Consider the following 15723-nt stretch of genomic DNA (forward strand, 5'->3'; position numbering starts at 1 on the left):
CCCGCATCGTTCAAACTCGAAGATAGCGGAAAAGATGATGCTGCACGTCGTTCACCATCCGGCCTATGTCTCTCCGGCAACAGCGGGCAGTTCCTTTCGCTTCGACAAATACGGGCTGGTGATGGAGGCGCTGACCATGGCGGCGGCACCCTTTACCGTGCATGAACCCGCCCCCATGCCGCGCGCCTGGATAGAGGCGGTCCACGACCCCGATTATGTCGAGCAGGTCGCGACGCAGACCGTGCCGCCGGAAAAGGAAAGGCGCATCGGCTTTCCGGTGACGGCGCGGGTGGCGCGCCGTTCCATGCTGTCGCCCGGCGGCACATGGCTGGCGGCGCGGCTCGCCATGCGCCATGGCTATGCGGCCAATGCGGCGGGCGGCAGCCATCATGCGCTGCCCGGCAGCGGCGCGGGATATTGCGTGTTCAACGACCTGGCCATCGCCGCGAACCGGCTGATCGCGGAGGGGGACGCGCGGCGGATATTGATCCTCGACCTCGACGTGCATCAGGGGGACGGCACGGCCGTGCTGACTGGCGGGCGAGGGGACATATTCACCCTGTCCATCCATGCGGACCGCAACTTTCCCGTGCGCAAGGCGCGATCGACGCTGGACATAGGCCTGCCCGACGGCACGGGCGACGAAGCCTATATGGATGCCCTTATGAAGGTCATGCCGCCCGTGCTCGACGATTTCCGGCCCGACCTGATCCTCTACCAGGCCGGGGTCGATCCGCATGAAGAAGACCGCCTCGGCCGTCTGGCGCTGAGCGATGCCGGCCTGGACCGCCGGGACCGCGCCGTGATGCGCGCCGCGCGCCGCCGGGGCATCCCGCTCGCCAGCACCATGGGCGGCGGCTATGGCGAAGACCGCATGGCCATCGCCCGGCGGCATGCCGACTGCATGATCCGGCTGGCGGAAGAGGCGGGCGATGGCCGATAGCTGCAAGGGCAGAAAGTCGGCAAACCCCCATCCGCGCTCAATGCAGCGTCGCCTCCCCCGTCGCGTCGGAACCGGCGGCCTGCCTGCTCTCCATGATTTTTGCCGCCACCAATCCCGCCGCGACCAGCGCCGCGAAATCGCTGAAGGCCAGATAAAGGATATAGCCCCAGGGCGCATGATTGAACACGGCTTGCCCAACATGCAGCCACAGCACGGCCGCGAGCGCGAACAGGACCGTCGCTCTCGCCCGGCCGCCCAGATCGCCGCTCGCCAACCGCAGCATCAGCGCGATGACGATGCCGACGACCAGCGCCAGGATCAGCCCGCCGATCAGCGCCCCGGCATCGGTCACCGGAAATCCGCTGTTGTTGTAGAAGACCGTCGCGACAGGCCCCTTGCCGTAGAGGATGGTGCCCTGCGCGGTCGCCGGGTCCGGAATCACATAGACGCCGGTGCCCGACGGCGTCAGCGCCTGCGCCAGGGCCGCCTGCAAATTGCTGCCGGCGGCGGATTCGGCGCGGTGAAAGGCGAGGGCGCTCAGCGGCGTCCCCCAGAAGATGAAGCCGACGAGATACATGGCGACGCCGCCGATCAGGCCGCCCAACAGGGTCTTGAACATATGCCCTCCTGTCCTCTCAACGGTCGAGAGGCTGACGGACAAACGCGGGAACGGCAATATCTTTCCGGGGAGGGCGCTCAATCGCCCTTGCGGGAGGCCTTTTCCGATATGCCCGACACGCCTTCGCGCCGGTCGAGTTCGTCCAGCACATCGTCCAGCGAGATGTCGAGGTCGACCAGCAGCACCAGCAGGTGGAACAGCAGGTCCGCGCTTTCCCCGATCGCGCCCTGCCGGTCGGAAGCCATGGCGGCGATCACCGTCTCCACGGCCTCTTCGCCGACCTTCTGCGCGATCTTGGCCCGCCCCCTGGCGGTCAGCTTCGCCACATAGGATTGGTCGGGATCGGCATCCCGCCGCTGGCGGATGGTTCGTTCAAGGTCGAAAAGGGTCGCGCGCATGGCGCCATCAAGCGCCGCGCGCGCAAACCGTCAAACGAAAACTTACTTGCGCTTGCGGCGGGCGACGAAAACCCGCGCGCCCAGCACCGCTGCGCCCAGGCCGAACAGCGCCATCTGTTCCGGTTCGGGCACCGGCGTCGGCGTGCCGCCGGACGAGGAACCGCCCGAGCTGCTGGAGCCGCCGCACTTCTTGCCCCAGCACCAAGTCGCTTCCGCCGGAGCCGCCGCGCCCATCAGAGCGGCCACGCCAGCGGCCAGAAACAGCTTGTTCACATTCATCGTCTTCACCCCGCTGTTGATTTGAGTCAGGTGCGGGAAGAGGTGCAGGCGCCGTGCCAGTTCCGCCAAATGGAGGCGGAAGGGGGTCGTAATGGTTAACGCAGGCCTGCCGTCATTGGTTAATGTAAAGGAAACCGACGCTTTTTCTGCGGAATGCGGTCGGTCAGGCGGCCCGCACCGCTATGCCAGCGGCGGCAAGCGCCTGATGCGCTTCAGCAATGCTATGTTGACCGAAATGAAATATGGAGGCCGCCAGCACCGCGCTGGCATGCCCCTCCACCACGCCCTGGACCAGATGGTCCAGCGTGCCGACCCCGCCGCTGGCGATCACCGGGACCGAAACCGCATCGGCAATGGCGCGGGTGAGGGCCAGGTCATAGCCCGCCTTGGTCCCGTCGCCGTCCATGGAGGTGACGAGCAGCTCGCCCGCGCCCAGTTCCGCCAGCCTGACGGCATGGTCCAGCGCGTCGATGCCGGTCGGCTTGCGCCCGCCATGGGTGAAGATTTCCCAGCGGCCTTCCGCCACCCGCCGGGCATCGACGGAGCCGACGACGCACTGGCTGCCGAAGCGGTCGGCGATGTCGGCCACCACCTCCGGCCGGGCGACGGCGGCGCTGTTCACGGCCACCTTGTCCGCGCCCGCGAGCAGCAGGGCGCGGGCGTCCTCCGGACTGCGCACGCCGCCGCCGACCGTTACGGGCATGAAGCATACCTCCGCCGTGCGCCGCACTACGTCCAATATGGTGCCCCGCGCCTCATGGGTGGCGGTGATGTCGAGGAAGCAGAGTTCGTCCGCGCCCGCCGCGTCATAGACCTTGGCCTGCTCGACCGGATCGCCCGCATCGCGCAGGTCGATGAAGTTCACGCCCTTGACCACCCGGCCATTGGCGACGTCGAGGCAGGGGATGACGCGGGTGCGGACGGTCATGTCACGCCGCCGCCTGCGCCACGGCCAGCGCGGTCTTCAGGTCCAGCCGCCCGTCATAGAGCGCCCGGCCGGTGATCACGCCTTCGATGCCTTCATCGGCATGCAGGCTGAGGATGCGGATGTCCGCGATGCCCGCGACGCCGCCGCTGGCGATCACGGGAATGTTCGTGGCCCGCGCCAGATCGACGGTCGCGTCGATATTGCAGCCCTTGAGCAGGCCGTCGCGGCCCACGTCGGTGAAGAGCAGGCTGGCCACCCCCGCATCCTCGAACCGGCGGGCGAGGTCGACCACCGGCATGTCGGACTTCTCCGCCCAGCCGTCGGTCGCGACGAAGCCGTCCCGCGCATCCACCGCCACGACGATGCCGCCGGGGAAGTCCCGCGCCGCCGCCTTGACGAAATCCGGGTCTTTGAGCGCCGCCGTGCCGATCACGATGCGCGATACGCCCAGGTCGAACCAGCGCTCCACCGCCTCCCGGTTGCGGATGCCGCCGCCCAGTTGCACATGGCCGGGGAAGGCTTCGACAATGGCTTCGACCGCTTCGGCGTTGACCGCATGACCCGCGAAGCTGCCGTCCAGATCGACCACATGCAGGTGCTGCGCGCCCGCTTCCGCGAACAGCAGCGCCTGCGCGGCGGGATTGTCGCCATAGACGGTGGCGCGGTTCATGTCGCCCTCCGCCAGGCGGACGACCTGGCCGCCCTTGAGGTCGATGGCGGGAAAAACGATGAGGCTCATTTCAACATCCGTTCGGTTCGAGCGAAGTCGAGAATTTGTTGCACGCCCCATGTCTCGACTTCGCTCGACACGAACGGGGGGAAGGGCAGGCTCATGGGCGCCATTCCAGAAAGCGGGACAGGAAGGAAAGGCCGTAATTCTGGCTCTTTTCCGGGTGAAACTGGCAGCCGATGATCGTGTCGCGCGCGACCGCGGCGACCAGCGGCCCCCCATGATCGGTGACGGCGGCGACATCGGCCTGGTCGGCCGCGTCGAAATGATAGCTGTGCAGGAAATAGGCCTCGCCCGCTTCCAGCAGCGGCGGCGCGCCGCGCAGGGTCACGTCGTTCCAGCCCATATGCGGCACCTTGATCGCCGGGTCATGGGGTTCGATCAGCCGGACCGTGCCGCCGATCCAGCCCAGCCCCTCATGCCGCCCGAACTCCTCCCCGGCGTCGGCCAGCAACTGCATGCCCACGCACACGCCCAGGAAGGGCGCGCCGCGCCGGTGCACCGCTTCGTTCATCGCCTCCACCATGCCGGGGATGGCGACCAGCGCGTCGCGGCAGGCGCGGAAGGCGCCGACGCCGGGCAATACGATCCGGTCGGCCCTGGCCACGACATCGGCGTCGGCGGTGATGACGGCGTCCGTCGCCCCCGCCTTGCGCAGGGCGTTATGCACCGAATGGAGGTTGCCCGCGCCGTAATCGATCAGGGCAAGCGTCGTCACAATATCCCCTTGGTCGACGGAATGGCGTCGGCCTTGCGCGGATCGATCTCCACCGCCTGCCGCAAGGCGCGGGCAAGGCCCTTGAAGCAGCTTTCGACGATATGGTGATTGTTGCTGCCGTAGAGATTCTCGATGTGCAGCGTGATCCCGGCGGCCTGGGCGAAGCTGTGGAAGAAATGCTCCACCATCTCCGCGTCCCATTCGCCGATGCGCTGCACGGTGAAGTCCGCCTTGAACACCAGCCAGGGACGCCCTGAAATGTCCAGCGACACGCGGGTCAGCGTCTCGTCCATCGGGGAATAGACGCTGCCGTAGCGGGATATGCCGCGCTTGTCGCCCAGCGCCTTGGCCACCGCCTCGCCGATGGCGATGGCGGTGTCCTCCGTCGTGTGATGCTGGTCGACATGCAGGTCGCCGACCGTCTTCACGTCCATGTCGATCAGCGAATGGCGGGACAGTTGTTCGATCATATGATCGAAAAAACCGATGCCCGTCGAAACGGTATAGATGCCGGTGCCGTCGAGATTGACGGTCACGTCGATCTGCGTTTCCGCAGTGTTGCGGTGAATGTCGGCCGTGCGCATGGCTGCGCCCTATACCGAAGTGGGCGGCGGTTGCAATGTGCCCGGCAATCTATGGCGCGCACTTGACCCGCGCCGCCGCGCCGTTAGGACATTGGCGCATGAGCGAAGACCTGCCCGACAGCCTGATTCCCTATGACGAAATCGTGCAGGAGGCCCTGCGCGCCGTGGTCGGCCGCGTATTGGGCGAAATCGAGCGTTCCGGCGGGCTTCCCGGCGCGCATCATTTCTACATCACCTTCAAGACCCAGGCCGCCGGAGTCGATATTCCGCGCCATCTGGTCGAACGCTTCCCGGACGAGATGACCATCGTGCTCCAGAACAAATTTTGGGATCTGAAGGTCAGCGACGACGCCTTCGGGGTCAGCCTGACCTTCAATCAGGTGGCGGCGCATCTGCATATTCCCTTCGCCGCGATCACCGCCTTCGTCGATCCGGCGGTCAATTTCGCCCTCCAGTTCCAGGCGCAGGCCGACATCGCGCCCGAACCGCATGAGGAGGCGGAAAACGACGCGCCGCAGGTCATGACCGAGGACGGCTCCAATGTCGTGACCGTGGATTTCGGCAAGAAGAAATAAGCTCTGGTATCGGGGACCGGGCGTCCCCAGATTGGCGGCACTCCGGCCATTTCAGGGAGTGCCCGAATTGAGCGATACCCGCACCGAAACAGACAGCATCGGCGCCATCGAAGTGCCCGCCGGCGCCTATTGGGGCGCGCAGACCCAGCGCAGCATCGAGAATTTCCCCTTCGGTCCCGATGAGCGCATGCCGATCGGCATCGTCCACGCGCTGGCCATCGTGAAGCAGGCGGCGGCGCGGGTGAATCGCGGCCATGGACTCGATTCGGGCCTGGCCGACGCCATAGAGGCGGCGGCGGCGCAGGTGATCGCGGGCCGCCATGACGACCAGTTCCCGCTGGTCATCTGGCAGACGGGCAGCGGCACCCAGTCCAACATGAACGTCAATGAGGTGATCGCGGGCATCGCCAATGAGGCGCTGACCGGCAGGCGCGGCGGGAAAAGCCCGGTCCATCCCAACGACCATGTGAATATGGGGCAATCGTCCAACGACAGCTTCCCCACGGCGCTGCATATCGCGGCGGCGCGGGCGGCGACCGGGCATTTGTTCCCCGCGCTCGACCGGCTGCACGCCGCGCTGGACGCCAAGGCGAAGGCGTGGGCGGGCATCGTCAAGATCGGCCGCACCCATTTGCAGGATGCGACGCCGCTGACGCTGGGGCAGGAATTTTCCGGCTATGCGCATCAGCTTTACCGCAGCCGCAAGCGGATCGAGCCAGCGACCATGCACGGCATGACGGCGCTGGCGCAGGGCGGCACGGCGGTCGGCACCGGCCTCAACGCGCCCGCAGGCTTCGACGCGGCGGTGGCGAAGGAGATCGCGGCGCTGACCGGCCTGCCGTTCCGAACGGCGGACAACAAGTTCGAGGCGCTGGCGTCCAACGATCCGCTGGTGCACCTGTCCTCCACGCTGGCGACTCTGGCGGTGGCGTTGACCAAGATCGCCAACGACATCCGCCTGCTGGGCAGCGGGCCGCGTTCGGGCCTTGGCGAGCTGGACCTGCCCGCCAATGAGCCGGGCAGTTCGATCATGCCGGGCAAGGTCAACCCGACCCAGTGCGAGATGCTGACGATGGTCGCCGCGCAGGTCATCGGCAATCATCAGGCGGTGACGGTCGGCGGGTTGCAGGGGCATCTGGAACTCAATGTGTTCAAGCCGATGATCGGCGCGGCGGTGCTGCGGTCGATCCATCTGCTCAGCGTCGGCATGGACAGTTTCGCCGAACGCTGCGTCGAGGGGCTGGAGGCGAATGAGAAGCGGATCGCCGAACTGGTCGACCGCTCGCTTATGCTGGTGACGGCGCTGGCCCCGGAGATCGGCTATGACAATGCCGCGAAGATCGCCAAGCACGCCCATGCCGAAGGGCTGACGCTGAAGGAGGCGGGGCTGGCATTGGGGCTGGTGGACGAGGCGACGTTCGACCGGCTGGTGCGGCCGGAAAATATGGTCTGATCCAGATCAACATGGCGGAACCGGGCAGGCTGCGATACATTGACGCCTTATGAGCAAGACATCGCCCGATAAACCGCTGATCGCCGTTCGCCCGCCCCGCAAGGCCGGGCTGCTCAGGAAGGCGGCGCGTGTCGGGGCGACGGTCGTCGCGGCGCGGGTCGCGGCGGACACGGGCAAGAAGGGCGTTATCGGCCTGATCGCGGGCATGGGCGCAAAGCGGCTCATCATGCGCCATCCGGTCGGTGCGCTGTTCGTGACGGGCGCCTACATGGCCGGCAAGGTCTATGAGGCGAAGCGCGAGGCGGACCGCAAGCGCACCACCAAGGCGCTGCCCGACGGCAGCGCGCCGCCGATCCTGATCGAGGAGGCGCGCAAGGCCCGCAAGCGTTGACGGCGCGATAGTCCCCCCTTGCCAAATTGCGTCCATGGCGGCACTAGCGGCCATGGCCGACAGCATTCCCATCGAGACGCCCGATTTCAAGCGCCGCGGCGTCCTGTTCGTTCTTTCCTCGCCTTCGGGCGCCGGCAAATCCACCATTGCGCGCAAATTGCTCGCCGCCGAACCGGATTTGGCGATGTCGGTGTCCGCGACGACGCGGCCGATGCGGCCGGGCGAGGTCGACGGCAAGGATTATCATTTCGTCGATCTGGAGGAATTCCGGCGGATGATCGCCGATCATGAATTCCTGGAATGGGCGCATGTCTTCGGCCAGCGTTACGGCACGCCGCGCGCGCCGGTGGAGGCGATGCTGAAGTCGGGGCGGGACGTGCTGTTCGACATCGACTGGCAGGGTGCGCAGCAGTTGCACCAGATTGCGGGCGGCGATGTCGTGCGCATCTTCATCCTGCCGCCGTCAATGGAGGAACTGGAGCGGCGGCTGCGGGGCCGGGCGACGGACAGCAATGAGGTGATCGAGGGCCGCATGGCGCGCGCCGCCGGAGAGATCGCGCATTGGGACGGCTATGACTATGTGCTGTGCAATGTCGATGCGGAGGATTGCTTCCAGCGGGTCCAGACCATCCTGCATGCCGAACGCATGAAGCGCAGCCGCCAGACCGGGCTGATCGGCTTCATCCGCAGGCTCAGCCGCTATCATCAGGAGGATTGAGGGTCTTTCAACCCTCGAACCCCGCAGGGTCGGCCCAGTCGGGATGGACCCAGGCCATCGCCTTGAACAGCGTTCCCATCGCGTCGTCGTCGGTCAGGCGGCGGCGGGCGGCCTCCACCTCCTCTGCGCGGGCGGGAGTGGTCCGGCTGAGTTGATCGGCGCGGGCGTCGATGCCGAGTTGGCGCAGGAAGGCGCCCTGGCCGACCGTCCGCGTCACGCGCAGCCCGGCCTGCCGCGCCATATTGCCGATCATGGTGAAATCGACATGGGTGGTCAGGTCGCTCTCGCCCGGTTCCAGGAAGGGATCGGCATAGCGATGCGCCCTGACCGCCTGGAGCGTGTCGCCGGTCGCCGGTCCTTCATAGCCATAGTCGATGACGATGGCGGCGCCACCCTGCTTCGCGATTCGGTGCGCCAGTTCCAGCGCGATGGCCGATCCGGCGAGGGGCATTTCCAGGATCGCGCCTTCCGGGGCGTCGGCGGCCATGGCGGGGATGCCGGATTCGACGCGGCGGTATCCGGCCATGGGGGCGAAACGGTCGGGCTGGTCCGGATCGGGGCGGACGACGACTCGCTCGCGCCATTCGCTGCCGACGCGGACAAGCTGCCGGGCGGGAAGGGCGTCGAAAAATTCATTGGCGACGACCAGCAGCGGTCCCTGTTCGGGCAGGCTGGACACGGAATCATGATGCGCGACATTGGGGATGAGCGCGCCCTGCCGTTCGCGCAGGCTGGGGCTGGTTTCCACGAAATGGACGCGGGGGTGGAACGTGACGCTGGCCATGGCGCGCAGCGCGTCGGACGCCAGCGTGCCGCGTCCGGGGCCAAGCTCCACATAATGGGCTGCCGGACGACTGCCGGACCGCATCCATATGTCCGCCAGGCACAGGCCGATCAGTTCGCCGAACATCTGGCTGATTTCGGGCGCGGTGGTGAAGTCGCCCGCCGCGCCCAGCGGATCGCGGGTGCCGTAATAATGCTGGTTCGCCTCCGCCATATAATGGGCGATTGAGATCGGGCCGCCCGCCTCGATCTGGCGGGCGAGCCGTTCGGACAGGGTCAGTTCAACTGACACTCGCGCTGCCCGCGACGGGTTCCACGCGGACGCGGTGGCCCTTCGCCGTGACGATCAGGTAGAGGCCGCCCAGGATCATCGGCACGCACAGCCACTGGCCCATGTGCAGCCCGGTGCGGGCGGCGAATTCCATGAGTTGGGCGTCCGCCTCCCGCACATATTCGACGCCGAAGCGGAACACGCCGTAGCCGAGCAGGAAGATGCCGACCAGCATGCCGGGCTTGTAGCGGGCGCGGGTCTTCCAGAAGGCGAAGGCGAGGATCAGGAACAGGACTATGCCTTCGAGGAAGGCTTCGTAAAGCTGGCTGGGATGGCGGGGGAAGGGGCCGCCGGTCGGGAAAATTATGGCCCAGGGCACGTCCGTCTCCTTGCCCCAGAGTTCCCCGTTCACGAAATTGGCGAGGCGGCCGAAGAACAGGCCGAAGGGGACGCAGCAGGCGACGAAATCATGGATGCGCAGCCAACTGAGCTTTTCCTTGCGCGCCATGTAGAGGATGCCGAGCGAGACGCCGATGGCCCCGCCGTGGAAGGACATGCCGCCGTTCCAAAGCTTGAAGATGTCCAGCGGATTGCGGAGGATTTCGGGCTGGTAGAAGAAGACATAGGCCAGCCGCCCGCCGATGATGATGCCCAGCGTCGCGTAGAAGATCATGTCGTCGGCATGGCGGCGCGCCATGGGCGATCCGGGCTGGGCGATTAGCTTCAGCAGATACCAGTAGCCGATCAATATGCCCGCCAGATAGGCGAGGCTGTACCATTTCAGCGTGAAGAAGCCGAGGTCGAGCGCGACCGGGCTGAGGCCGAGCTGGTCGAAGCGAATGGCGCCCGAAGCGGCGGCGGCAAGGTCTAGGATCAAGTTGGCGTTCCCCTTGGGAAATTCGGTCCCCGCCATAGAGCAAGGTGGGGGACGGAGGGAAGGGAGGAAGTTGATCCGGCTGCTGCGGGAAGCCGCATGGCGACCGCGACAGCGGGCAGGCGAGGTGCGGGGAAGTGGAGGCGGAAGGGTGTCGGCGGCCGCCGTGAACCGGGATCCGGTTCAGCTTTCCTTCGGTCGGCTAGGGTGTGTGGGGATTCAGTTCAGGGCGCGGCGAAAATAGTGGATTTCGAGAACCTCGAAACGAGGCGCGTGACTCGTTTCGACGGAGCGTACTTCAGTACGTGAGCACCGGAAGCGCAGAAAGCCGCTATTTGCAGCCCGCCATGGGCTGAATCCCCACACACCCTAAGGCTTGTTGAGATTCAGGATTCCCCTTTAGGCTTTGATCTGATTCAAGCTCCTTGAAGGAGTTTGTGATGGAAGCTGAACGACTTGTCCTTCGGGACGATCAGTGGGCAAAGATGGCGCCATATTGTCTTGGCAAGGCAAGCGATCCGGGTCGGAGCGGCCACGACAATCGGCTATTTCTGGAGGCGGTGTTGTGGATTGCGCGCACGGGCAGTCCATGGCGTGATCTTCCGGCTGCATTCGGGAAGTGGAACACGATCTTCAAGCGCTATCGGGATTGGGTGAAAGCCGATGTTTTCCAACGGCTTTTCGACGCCGCGTCGGATGATCCAGACATGGAGTTTGCAATGGTCGATGGCACGATCGTCAAGGTCCACCGCCACGGCCAGGGCGCAAAAGGGGGACTCAAAGCCAGGCCATAGGGCGGTCGAAGGGCGGCATGACCACCAAGATCGTCGCACTCACGGATGCCTTGGGCAATCTCGTTCGCTTCGTGCTGCTACCGGGTCAGCGCTGCGACATCATAGGTGTCCCGCCCCTCATCGAGAACCTCGCCTTCGCTGGCTTCATGGCCGACAAGGCGTTCGACACCAACGCCATCATTGCTGAACTCGACGCGCGGGGCGCAAGGGTCGTGATCTCACAGCATCCCGGACGGGCCAGCAAGCGCCGGATCGACGCAGAACTCTACAAATGGCGTCACCTCATCGAGAACTTCTTCTGCAAACTCAAGGAGTTCAAACGAATCGCCATGCGTTCCGACAAGACCGATCAGAGCTTCTCAGCCATGATCTATCTCGCCAGTGCCGTCATCAACTCTCGATGAATCTCAACAAGCCTTAGGCCGCTCTCCGTTTCACCCCAAAAAAACAGGGGAGCCGACGCGCAGTCCCATGCGCCGGCTCCCCCTTTGCGCTGATGCCTTGCGACCCAAGGCTCAACGACTGCGCCATATAGACGGCGCAGTCATGCATCAGCCGTGCAGCTTCAGCGCCGTTTCCGCGATGCGGCGGCCCTGATAGCGCGCGCCGTCCAGTTCCTCTTCGCTCGGCTGGCGGCTGCCGTCGCCGTCGGCCAGCGTGGTCGCGCCATAGGGCGCTCCGCCGCGGACCTTGTCCACGCCCATCTGGCCGGCAAAGCCATAGTCCAGGCCGACGATCACCATGCCGAAATGCAACAGGTTGGTGATGATCGAGAACAGGGTGGTTTCCTGCCCGCCATGCTGGCTGGCGGTCGAGGTGAAGGCGCCGCCCACCTTGCCGTTCAGCGCGCCGCGCATCCAAAGGCCGCCGGCCTGGTCGAGGAAGGCCGCCATCTGGCTGGACATGCGGCCGAAGCGGGTGCCGGTGCCGATGATGATCGCGTCATAATCCGCCAGGTCCGCGACGGCCGCGACCGGCGCTTCCTGGTCGAGCTTGAAATGCGCGGCTTTCGCGACTTCCAGCGGCGCCGTTTCGGGCACGCGCTTGATGTCGACCTGCGCGCCGGCGGCCGCCGCGCCTTCCGCCACGGCCTTCGCCATGGTTTCGATATGACCGTAGGACGAATAGTAGAGAACCAGAACCTTTGCCATGCGTATCTCCATTTCTTCTAATGCGTTGATCGTAAGAAGGTTTCGAACAATTTGGCCGCCCGCGCCGGAGTGGGGGGAGAAGCGCGGGCGGCCTTTCGGCCCGTCCGGAGGGAGAAGGGACGGACCTTATTCGCTGTCCACCAGGACGATTTCGGCGTCCTCGATGGCCTTGATGGTGATGGGCGCGCCGCCGATGATCGCGGCGCCGTCACGCGCCTCGAACAGTTGGCCGTCTATTTCGATCCGGCCGGTTGCCGGGACCAGGTAGAGGTGGCGCCCTTCGGCGCTGTCATAGGTGACGCTGTCGCCCGCCTTGACCGTGCCGCCCAGCAGCCGGGCGTCGGCGCGGATGCGCAGCGCCTCCCTGTCCTCGTCATGGCCGCTCGCCAGCACCACCAGCCGGCCCGACCGATCGCCCTTGGGAAAGGGCTTGGCGCCCCAGCTCGGCTGGCCGCCCCGGCTGCGCGGCATGACCCAGATCTGGAAGAGAGTCGTCGTCTCGTCCTCCAGATTATATTCCGCGTGGCGGATGCCGCTGCCCGCGCTCATCACCTGCACGTCGCCCGCCTCCGTGCGGCCCTTGTTGCCCAGGCTGTCCTGATGGGTGATCGCGCCGGTGCGGACATAGGTGATGATCTCCATGTCCGCGTGCGGGTGCGGCGGAAAGCCGGAGCGGGGACCGATCTCATCGTCGTTCCATACCCGGATCGCGCCCCAATGCATGCGGGACGGATCATAATAGTCCGCAAAGGAGAAATGATGCCGCGCATTCAGCCAGCCATGGTCGGCGTGGCCGAGCGAGGCGAAGGGGCGGCGGTCGATCCGGCTGCCAACTGTCATGCTCATCACTCAGGCCTTTCGAAGGATTGCCGGAAGGTTCCGGCTTGCTTTCCATCAATCTAGCAATCAGGATCGTTTCTTGAATAAGCAGCATTGAAACGGATTGTTTCCTTATGCGTCTTCCCGATTTCGAGGCATGGGCGATGTTCGCCGCCGTGGTGGAGCATCGCAGCTTCACCGACGCGGCCAAGGCGCTGAGCGTGTCGAAGGCCACCGTGTCCAAGGCGGTGACGCGGCTGGAACAGCATCTGGACACCAGCCTGTTCAGCCGCACCAGCCGCCGCCTGGCCCTGACCGAAAGCGGCAGGCGGCTGGCCGAGCATGCGGCCCGCATCCTTTCCGAAGGGCAGGCGGCGGAGGAGGCGGCCAGGGACGAAACGGCGGAACTTTCCGGCACGGTCCGGCTGGGCGCGCCGATGACCTTCGGCCTGCTCCGCATCGCGCCGCTGGTCGCGGAATTCACGAAGCAGAATCCGCATGTCGACATCGACCTGCACCTGTCCGATGCGCGCATCGACCTGGTGGACATGGGCCTGGACGCCACCATCCGCATCGCCGACATGCCCGACAGTTCATTGCGCGCCCGGCGCCTGGCCGACGTCACGCTGCATGTCGTTGCGTCGCCCGCCTATCTGGCGGAAAGGGGGCGGCCCACCCATCCGTCCGACCTCGGCGACCATGACTGCCTGTGCTATTCCAACACGCCGACGCCCGACGTCTGGCGCTTTTCCGGGCCGGGCCAGCAGAATGTCGTGGTGCAGGTCCGCGCCCGCCTGACGGTCAACAGCGGGGAGGCGATGCTGCCCGCGCTGCGCACCGGCGTCGGCATCGCCCGGCTGCCCGACTTCATCGTCGGGGAAGCGATCGCCTCGGGCGAACTGGAGGAGATACTGGTAGACTGGCGACCGCCGCCGTTCGGCATTCACCTCGTCACGCCGCCATCGCGACTGCGGCCTGCGCGGGTGGATGCGGTGCTCGACTTCCTGACCCGCCATCATGGATGTTGACCGCTCGTTTCGAAGTCGAATCCATATTGACTCCGCCTGAATCATTTTGGCTTCAAAACATTGAAAATAGATTCAAAATCCAGCGACTCGCGGATTTCTGCCGGTTAGCGAAAAATTAACCTTTGTCCTTCAGAAGTTTTTTGGTTAATGAATTGATGCGGCCGTCGTTCTTTGGGGGTGGACGGAACTGCTACGCAAAGGGGCTTCACATGCGCGTGCTGCTAATCGAAGACGAACCGACGACCGCGAAGGCGATCGAGCTGATGCTCACGACGGAGGGGTTCAACGTCTACACGACCGACCTTGGCGAAGAGGGTCTCGACCTCGGCAAGCTCTACGACTACGACATCATCTGCCTCGACCTGAACCTGCCGGACATGCACGGGTACGACGTGCTCAAGAAGCTCCGCGCGGCGAAGGTGCAGACGCCGGTGCTGATCCTGTCGGGCGTGGCGGAAATGGACAGCAAGGTCCGCTCCTTCGGCTTCGGCGCCGACGATTATGTGACCAAGCCGTTCCATCGCGAGGAACTGATCGCCCGCATCCACGCGGTCGTGCGTCGGTCCAAGGGCCATTCGCAGTCGGTCATCCGCACCGGCAAGCTGGCGGTCAACCTGGACGCCAAGACCGTGGAAGTGGACGGCAATCGCGTCCACCTGACCGGCAAGGAATATGCGATGCTGGAGCTGCTTTCGCTCCGCAAGGGCACGACGCTGACCAAGGAAATGTTCCTGAACCACCTTTATGGCGGCATGGACGAGCCGGAACTCAAGATCATCGACGTCTTCATCTGCAAGCTGCGCAAGAAGCTGGCGCTGGCCTGCAATGGCGAAAATTATATCGAGACCGTCTGGGGCCGCGGCTATGTGCTGCGCGATCCGGACGAGGCGGAGGAATTCGCGACCAAGGTCGCCTGATCCGGCCATGGCGCCCGGCAGAAAAGGCCGGCGTCCCTGGGGGATGGCCGGCCTTTTTCATGGGCGCTCCCCGGCGCCCGAACATGGCGTCGCCCGTTCAGGACGGAGCCGAGATCATCGCCATTTATTGTTGGTGTCCGGTCCCTGCACCCGCGTCCTGAACCCCGGCCGTTTCGTTTCGCCCGATGGCCGGAACGCCTCCGGCACCTGATAACCATCGGCCGGGCGATCTGCGGGCGCGCGGCTTCTGACCGCTTCCGGATTGATCTGCGCCTCCAGTTGCACGCCGAAGCTCTGTCCCTTGCGCCAGGCGATCTTCCCTGGGGCGGGACGGCAATCGGGCAGGAGGATGACGACGCGTTCCCCGACAGCAAGGTCGAGATCGCACCGCCCGCCAAGCCCCATTTCCGAAACGTCGCGGACCAGGATGTCGATTTCGCCATAATCCGCGTGGCGCATGCGCGCCTTCAGCAGCCTGCGCTGGCGGTCATATTGCCGGTTGGAGGCGAAATCGGAATCGGAAACGGACATTCAGTCCTGTATCTCTTCAATATTCGGCGCCTTGACGCACCTTTGGCGATCCTTGGCCCCATTCGACGTTGTCGGCCGGAACCATCTGACATACCGATCTAAACGCTTAGGGGTGCCATGAAAAGCACCATCATCTCAAACCGTTCGGATCAAAGGATTTCAGCCTTCGGTTTGAAAAAGGGGAAGGCCGGCGACCCTGGAGCACGTCGCGTCCGATTT

20 protein-coding genes are annotated in these 15723 nt (G+C 65.2%); 8 read left to right on the plus strand and 12 right to left on the minus strand.

Features of this window, described 5'->3' with window-relative positions:
* Positions 1-37: 37 nt before the first annotated feature.
* Complete coding sequence (locus Sj15T_RS03540) at positions 38-943, plus strand: histone deacetylase (RefSeq protein WP_041386355.1); 906 nt, start codon at positions 38-40, stop codon at positions 941-943.
* A gap of 37 nt (positions 944-980) precedes the next feature.
* On the opposite strand, the gene Sj15T_RS03545 is transcribed toward Sj15T_RS03540, so the two are convergent.
* From Sj15T_RS03545 to hisB, 7 genes are all read right to left on the minus strand, one after another.
* Positions 981-1562, minus strand: coding sequence for a hypothetical protein (locus tag Sj15T_RS03545; protein WP_013039912.1), 582 nt, complete (start codon positions 1560-1562; stop codon positions 981-983).
* Positions 1563-1639: 77 nt separating this feature from the next.
* Positions 1640-1960 carry a phosphoribosyl-ATP diphosphatase gene (locus Sj15T_RS03550; protein ID WP_013039913.1) on the minus strand — a complete coding sequence of 107 codons (321 nt, stop codon included), beginning with the start codon at positions 1958-1960 and terminating at the stop codon, positions 1640-1642.
* A 42-nt stretch (positions 1961-2002) separates the two neighbouring features.
* Positions 2003-2239 (minus strand): PEP-CTERM sorting domain-containing protein, encoded by a 237-nt coding sequence (locus Sj15T_RS03555; protein WP_025551763.1) that lies wholly within the window; start codon positions 2237-2239, stop codon positions 2003-2005.
* A 163-nt stretch (positions 2240-2402) separates the two neighbouring features.
* Positions 2403-3167 (minus strand): imidazole glycerol phosphate synthase subunit HisF, encoded by a 765-nt coding sequence (gene hisF, locus Sj15T_RS03560; protein ID WP_007688517.1) that lies wholly within the window; start codon positions 3165-3167, stop codon positions 2403-2405.
* A gap of 1 nt (position 3168) precedes the next feature.
* Positions 3169-3906, minus strand: coding sequence for a 1-(5-phosphoribosyl)-5-[(5-phosphoribosylamino)methylideneamino]imidazole-4-carboxamide isomerase (gene hisA / locus Sj15T_RS03565; protein WP_013039915.1), 738 nt, complete (start codon positions 3904-3906; stop codon positions 3169-3171).
* Positions 3907-3997: 91 nt separating this feature from the next.
* Positions 3998-4615 (minus strand): imidazole glycerol phosphate synthase subunit HisH, encoded by a 618-nt coding sequence (gene hisH, locus Sj15T_RS03570; protein WP_013039916.1) that lies wholly within the window; start codon positions 4613-4615, stop codon positions 3998-4000.
* Positions 4612-5199 carry an imidazoleglycerol-phosphate dehydratase HisB gene (gene hisB, locus Sj15T_RS03575; protein ID WP_007688525.1) on the minus strand — a complete coding sequence of 196 codons (588 nt, stop codon included), beginning with the start codon at positions 5197-5199 and terminating at the stop codon, positions 4612-4614. Before hisB ends, hisH begins: the two co-directional genes overlap by 4 nt.
* Before the next feature lie 98 nt (positions 5200-5297).
* On the opposite strand from hisB, the gene Sj15T_RS03580 reads away from it, so the two are divergent.
* From Sj15T_RS03580 to gmk, 4 genes are all read left to right on the plus strand, one after another.
* The gene (locus tag Sj15T_RS03580; protein WP_007688526.1) at positions 5298-5774 is read left to right on the plus strand and encodes a ClpXP protease specificity-enhancing factor SspB; all 477 of its coding nucleotides are present in this window, start codon (positions 5298-5300) and stop codon (positions 5772-5774) included.
* Between the two features lie 67 nt (positions 5775-5841).
* Entirely contained in the window at positions 5842-7227 is a 1386-nt protein-coding gene (gene fumC / locus Sj15T_RS03585; RefSeq protein WP_041385847.1) for a class II fumarate hydratase, read from the plus strand.
* Between the two features lie 49 nt (positions 7228-7276).
* Positions 7277-7618 (plus strand): hypothetical protein, encoded by a 342-nt coding sequence (locus Sj15T_RS03590; protein ID WP_007688529.1) that lies wholly within the window; start codon positions 7277-7279, stop codon positions 7616-7618.
* A gap of 52 nt (positions 7619-7670) precedes the next feature.
* Positions 7671-8336, plus strand: coding sequence for a guanylate kinase (gmk, locus tag Sj15T_RS03595; RefSeq protein ID WP_007688531.1), 666 nt, complete (start codon positions 7671-7673; stop codon positions 8334-8336).
* A gap of 7 nt (positions 8337-8343) precedes the next feature.
* Here gmk and Sj15T_RS03600 read toward each other — a convergent pair whose 3' ends face one another.
* Together Sj15T_RS03600 and lgt are read right to left on the minus strand one after the other, a co-directional pair.
* Positions 8344-9411: an SAM-dependent methyltransferase gene (locus tag Sj15T_RS03600; protein ID WP_013039919.1), complete on the minus strand. Its 1068-nt coding sequence runs from the start codon at positions 9409-9411 to the stop codon at positions 8344-8346.
* Positions 9401-10303, minus strand: a complete 903-nt coding sequence (gene lgt, locus Sj15T_RS03605) for a prolipoprotein diacylglyceryl transferase (RefSeq protein WP_338756201.1) — start codon at positions 10301-10303, stop codon at positions 9401-9403. The genes Sj15T_RS03600 and lgt overlap by 11 nt, the downstream gene beginning before the upstream one ends.
* 401 nt (positions 10304-10704) lie before the next feature.
* Between lgt and Sj15T_RS03610 the strand changes: the two genes are divergently transcribed.
* Positions 10705-11462, plus strand: a protein-coding gene (locus Sj15T_RS03610) for an IS5 family transposase (protein WP_115288555.1) whose coding sequence is annotated in 2 segments (ribosomal slippage) — positions 10705-11041 and positions 11041-11462 — 759 coding nt in all. Because the reading frame shifts where the segments join, the coding sequence is not laid out codon by codon here.
* Between the two features lie 147 nt (positions 11463-11609).
* Here Sj15T_RS03610 and wrbA read toward each other — a convergent pair.
* Together wrbA and Sj15T_RS03620 are read right to left on the minus strand one after the other, a co-directional pair.
* Positions 11610-12209: an NAD(P)H:quinone oxidoreductase gene (wrbA, locus tag Sj15T_RS03615; RefSeq protein WP_007688537.1), complete on the minus strand. Its 600-nt coding sequence runs from the start codon at positions 12207-12209 to the stop codon at positions 11610-11612.
* A 126-nt stretch (positions 12210-12335) separates the two neighbouring features.
* Positions 12336-13055: a pirin family protein gene (locus tag Sj15T_RS03620; protein WP_007688539.1), complete on the minus strand. Its 720-nt coding sequence runs from the start codon at positions 13053-13055 to the stop codon at positions 12336-12338.
* A 107-nt stretch (positions 13056-13162) separates the two neighbouring features.
* Here Sj15T_RS03620 and Sj15T_RS03625 point away from each other — a divergent pair, with 107 nt between their 5' ends.
* Together Sj15T_RS03625 and Sj15T_RS03630 are read left to right on the plus strand one after the other, a co-directional pair.
* Positions 13163-14056, plus strand: a complete 894-nt coding sequence (locus Sj15T_RS03625; protein ID WP_013039922.1) for a LysR family transcriptional regulator — start codon at positions 13163-13165, stop codon at positions 14054-14056.
* Between the two features lie 209 nt (positions 14057-14265).
* Positions 14266-14973, plus strand: coding sequence for a response regulator transcription factor (locus Sj15T_RS03630; RefSeq protein ID WP_007688543.1), 708 nt, complete (start codon positions 14266-14268; stop codon positions 14971-14973).
* A 114-nt stretch (positions 14974-15087) separates the two neighbouring features.
* Here Sj15T_RS03630 and Sj15T_RS03635 read toward each other — a convergent pair whose 3' ends face one another.
* Positions 15088-15504, minus strand: coding sequence for a hypothetical protein (locus tag Sj15T_RS03635; protein WP_013039923.1), 417 nt, complete (start codon positions 15502-15504; stop codon positions 15088-15090).
* Between the last annotated feature and the right edge of the window lie 219 nt (positions 15505-15723).

Source organism: Sphingobium sp. TA15, from assembly GCF_037101235.1.
GTDB lineage: Bacteria > Pseudomonadota > Alphaproteobacteria > Sphingomonadales > Sphingomonadaceae > Sphingobium > Sphingobium indicum.